Consider the following 492-nt stretch of genomic DNA (forward strand, 5'->3'; position numbering starts at 1 on the left):
GTCCGCGCAGGCGCGGCAGCTCGTCGACTACACCGCGCAAACGTATGAGTCGTTCATCGCGGTCACGCTCGCGTACGTGGTGATCAACCTGATCGTGATGACGTTCATGCGCTGGGTCGAGAGCAAATCCCGGCTGCCCGGCTACATCGGAGGCAAGTGATGCATCAGTTCGACTGGAGTAGTATCCCCGGCGCGCTGCCGACGCTCTGGACGGGCGCGGTCGTCACGTTCAAGATCACGCTGCTCGCGATCGTGATCGGCATCGTCTGGGGCACGTTGCTCGCGCTGATGCGCCTGTCGGGCGTGAAGCCGCTCGCGTGGTTCGCGCAGGGCTACGTCACCGTGTTCCGCTCGATCCCGCTCGTGATGGTGCTGCTGTGGTTTTTCCTGATCGTGCCGCAGTTGCTGCAGGGCGTGCTCGGGCTGTCGCCGACGATCGACATCCGGCTCGCCTCGGCGATGGTGGCGTTCTCGCTGTTCGAGGCCGCGTAT

General features: G+C 64.4%; 1 protein-coding gene. It reads left to right on the top strand.

Going from position 1 to position 492, the window contains the following annotated elements:
• Window positions 1–159: 159 nt before the first annotated feature.
• Window positions 160–492, top strand: a 333-nt coding sequence (locus tag J5M58_RS26435; protein ID WP_207880308.1) for an ABC transporter permease subunit, incomplete at its 3' end; no start/stop codon positions are given.

This window comes from Pseudomonas sp. 32_A, from assembly GCF_017490905.1.
In the GTDB taxonomy this organism is placed as follows: domain Bacteria; phylum Pseudomonadota; class Gammaproteobacteria; order Pseudomonadales; family Pseudomonadaceae; genus Aquipseudomonas; species Aquipseudomonas inefficax.